Source organism: Ruminococcus sp. B05, from assembly GCF_003628495.1.
Taxonomy (GTDB): Bacteria; Bacillota; Clostridia; order Lachnospirales; family Lachnospiraceae; genus Schaedlerella; species Schaedlerella hominis.
Window position 1 is genome coordinate 1 of sequence record NZ_RBZR01000053.1, and the last position, 3856, is coordinate 3856.

The following is a 3856-nucleotide window of genomic DNA, read 5'->3' on the forward strand; positions in this document are numbered from 1 at the left end:
TTAATACTACTCGTGTAGCAGCAGAATGTATGGTGGCAAGAGGCAAGGGGGTCATTCTCTCAACTTCTTCCATGGTGAGTATTTCGGGACAGCCAAGTGGGTTTGCTTATCCGGCATCGAAGTTTGCGGTAAACGGATTGACTGTATCATTAGCAAGAGAACTAGGACCTAAAGGTATTCGTGTTAATGCTGTTGCACCTGGGATTACAGAAACTGATATGATGAAGGCCGTGCCAAAGGAAGTTATCGAACCTATGATTGAAAGAATTCCATTGCGTCGTCTTGGACAGCCAGAAGATATTGCCAATGCGTTTGTGTTTCTTGCTTCAGATGAGGCGAGTTACATTACAGGTGTTATATTAAGTGTAGATGGTATGGCAAGAAGTTAAGTTAATGAGGTATGGTGATGTAATCACGGAAAATAAATGAAATTAAGACTATAATAAATCTACAAAAAGAAAAAGATAAGGAGGACTGTAAAATGTCTGCTATTAATATCAATAAAAATAATTTTCAGAACGAAGTACTGAATTCCGATAAACCCGTTCTTTTAGATTTTTGGGCATCTTGGTGTGCGCCTTGCCGTATGGTAGTACCTATTGTAGAGGAGATTGCAAGTGAGCGTAGAGATATTAAAGTTGGAAAGATTAATGTAGATGAAGAGCCTGAACTGGCAAATAAGTTCAGTATTATGAGCATTCCAACTTTAGTGGTTATGAAGAATGGGAAGATTGTACAGCAGGTTTCAGGGGCGAGACCTAAGAATGCGATTTTAGAAATGCTTTAGGGGGGGGGTGTGCTAATGGGATTTTTCGATCTCTTTAAACAGTCGAATATTAATCAAGGCATAGAAGAATATAAAAGGACTGATGATGCAGTTCTGCTGGATGTACGTACACCGCAGGAATATCAGGAAGGACATATACCAGAAAGTAAAAATGTGCCGTTGCAGCAACTTGACAATATTGCTTCTGTAGCGAAGAATAAGGATATTCCACTGTTTGTATACTGTTATTCCGGTTCACGAAGCCGCCAGGCAACTGGGATACTGCAACGAATGGGATATTCTAAAGTAAATAATATCGGTGGCATTGTAGCTTACTCAGGAAAGGTGGAAAAATAAGATGAAGGTAATAATTGTAGGAGGTGTAGCCGGAGGAGCTACAGCTGCAGCAAGAATACGCAGACTGAATGAACATGCTGAAATTACTGTGTTTGAAAGATCCGGATACATATCCTATGCAAATTGTGGACTTCCATATTATATTGGAGACGTGATCACAGACCCGGAAGAACTTACACTACAGACACCAGAGAGTTTTTTTAAACGCTTTCGTATTAACATGAAAATTCATCATGAAGTTATCTCCATACATCCGGAACGTAAAACGGTTTCAGTGAAAAATTTAGAGAATGGTGAGATATTTGAAGAAAACTATGATAAGCTGATCCTCTCTCCAGGTGCAAAGCCAACACAGCCGAGACTTCCCGGAGTAGGTATTGATAAACTTTTTACACTTCGTACTGTAGAAGACACTTTTCGGATAAAGGAATATATAAATAAGAATCATCCAAAATCGGCTGTATTGGCAGGGGGCGGTTTTATTGGTCTGGAACTGGCTGAAAATTTGAGGGGGCTTGGCATGGATGTTACGATTGTCCAGAGGCCTAAGCAGCTGATGAACCCTTTTGACCCGGATATGGCATCCTTGATCCATAATGAAATGAGAAAGCATGGGATAAAACTGGTACTGGGCTATACAGTAGAAGGATTTAAAGAAAAAGACAACGGAGTGGAGGTCCTGTTGAAAGATAATCCATCCCTTCAGGCTGATATGGTAGTTCTGGCAATCGGAGTCACACCAGACACAGTATTAGCAAAAGAAGCCGGCCTGGAACTTGGCATCAAGGAAAGTATTGTAGTGAATGACAGAATGGAAACCTCTGTACCGGATATTTATGCTGCAGGTGATGCAGTTCAGGTAAAACATTATGTTACGGGTAATGATGCGCTGATTTCTTTGGCAGGACCAGCCAATAAACAGGGCAGAATCATCGCTGATAATATTTGTGGCGGTGATAGTCGTTACCTGGGCAGTCAGGGAAGCTCCGTTATCAAAGTATTTGATATGACAGCAGCTACTACAGGTATCAATGAAACCAATGCCAAAAAGTCAGGATTAGAGGTAGATACAGTAATTCTTTCTCCTATGAGTCATGCCGGTTACTATCCTGGTGGAAAAGTGATGACCATGAAGGTGGTTTTTGAAAAAGAGACCTATCGTTTGCTTGGCGCTCAGATTATTGGATATGAAGGAGTTGATAAACGTATTGATGTGCTGGCAACAGCAATTCATGCAGGGCTGAAGGCAACCCAGCTGAAGGATTTGGATCTCGCATATGCACCGCCTTATTCCTCTGCCAAAGATCCTGTAAATATGGCAGGATTCATGATAGACAATATAGCAAAAGGTACCTTAAAACAATGGCATCTGGAAGATATGGATAAGATTTCTAGAGATAAAAGTGTTGTGTTGCTGGATGTGAGAACTGTAGGTGAATTTAACAGGGGGCATATGGATGGATTCAAAAACATTCCTGTAGATGAACTAAGGGAACGTATCAATGAAATTGAGAAGGGAAAGCCTGTTTACCTGATATGCCAGAGTGGGCTACGCAGTTATATTGCAAGCCGTATTTTGGAAGGAAATGGATATGAAACATACAACTTTTCAGGTGGATTCCGCTTTTATGATGCAGTGGCTAATGACCATGCACTGATTGAAAGATCATATGCATGTGGTATGGATTATTAGAAATAAATAAAATATTTTTATAGTTTGATTGTAGTATAAAAAGATCCCCCATTTATTAGAATGACTTTCATAATTCTGATAAATGGAGGATTCTTTAGAGAAAAAAACGTTTTATGATCTTTGTAGTGTTTCTAGTCTTTTCGAATCAAGGATTGTTATTTTGCCGCGAGAGAGTCTGACGAGTCCTTCGCCTTGAAAGTATCGAAGCATTCGAGTGATAACTTCCCTGTGGGAACCAAGATGGTTTGCGATAGTTTCGTGAGTGATTTTCAGTTCATTTGTTCCTTCAATGGATGTTTCTTCTAAAAGAAATGAAGCAACACGCTTATCCAAACTCTTCCACATAATCTGTTCAATCAGCCACATGACATCAGAAAAACGGGTAGCCATTAACTCATTGGTATAGTTTGCGACAGGAGCAGATTCTTTCATGATGCCCTTATAGATTTCAGCAGGGATGATCCAAAGATCCGTATCTTTTTCTGCTTCAATGGTTACTTCAAATTGAATAGACCGCATGATACATGAGGCGGATAAAAGACACATATCCATATCGAACAGACGGTAAAGTGTAATCTCCCGTCCTTCATCTGAAAGTATGTTGTGGTCAAGCGTTTTTGTAACAGTTGTGGCTAAAAAATATCAGTGTGGTTATGCGCTTGCCCGCGCTTCATGAGGCGTTTTATAGCCATTGTAACTGTGAGGACGAACATAGTTATACTCAACATACGCAAACTCTTCAACAGCTCGATAGAGGGCATCCTCCTCATCATATTCATACAGATCCGTACATTCATTTTTTAATGTATTAAAATATCGTTCCATCGGCGCATTGTCATATGGATATCCTGCTTTGCTCATGCTCTGGGTCACATGTACAGATTTGCAGAATTCTATAAATGACTTTGATGTAAACTGGGATCCCTGATCACTGTGCAGGATGAGTTCGCCTTGAATCTTCGGTTGGGAATCCAACGCTTTTTGAAGCGTGCGTATCGCCAGATCACTGGTAATATTGCGGTCTGTTATGCTCGCAACCA

The 3856-nt window shown here is 40.4% G+C and carries 5 protein-coding genes and 1 pseudogene; 4 read left to right on the top strand and 2 right to left on the bottom strand.

Annotated features, from left to right (window positions below):
- The 4 genes from D8Q48_RS16845 to D8Q48_RS16860 all read left to right on the top strand — a co-directional run.
- Positions 1 to 389 (top strand): SDR family oxidoreductase (locus D8Q48_RS16845; protein ID WP_121057377.1); only part of this gene is annotated, 389 nt, incomplete at its 5' end.
- Positions 390 to 481: 92 nt separating this feature from the next.
- Positions 482 to 787, top strand: coding sequence for a thioredoxin (gene trxA / locus D8Q48_RS16850; RefSeq protein WP_005421612.1), 306 nt, complete (start codon positions 482 to 484; stop codon positions 785 to 787).
- A 15-nt stretch (positions 788 to 802) separates the two neighbouring features.
- Entirely contained in the window at positions 803 to 1123 is a 321-nt protein-coding gene (locus D8Q48_RS16855) for a rhodanese-like domain-containing protein (protein WP_015524982.1), read from the top strand.
- A 1-nt stretch (position 1124) separates the two neighbouring features.
- Positions 1125 to 2816, top strand: a complete 1692-nt coding sequence (locus D8Q48_RS16860) for an FAD-dependent oxidoreductase (protein WP_121057379.1) — start codon at positions 1125 to 1127, stop codon at positions 2814 to 2816.
- Between the two features lie 111 nt (positions 2817 to 2927).
- On the opposite strand, the pseudogene D8Q48_RS16865 reads toward D8Q48_RS16860, so the two are convergent.
- Positions 2928 to 3416: pseudogene (locus D8Q48_RS16865) on the bottom strand (Crp/Fnr family transcriptional regulator); the annotation flags it as partial.
- Between the two features lie 51 nt (positions 3417 to 3467).
- On the bottom strand, positions 3468 to 3856 hold a 389-nt coding region (locus D8Q48_RS16870; protein ID WP_147422758.1), incomplete at its 5' end, for a DDE-type integrase/transposase/recombinase.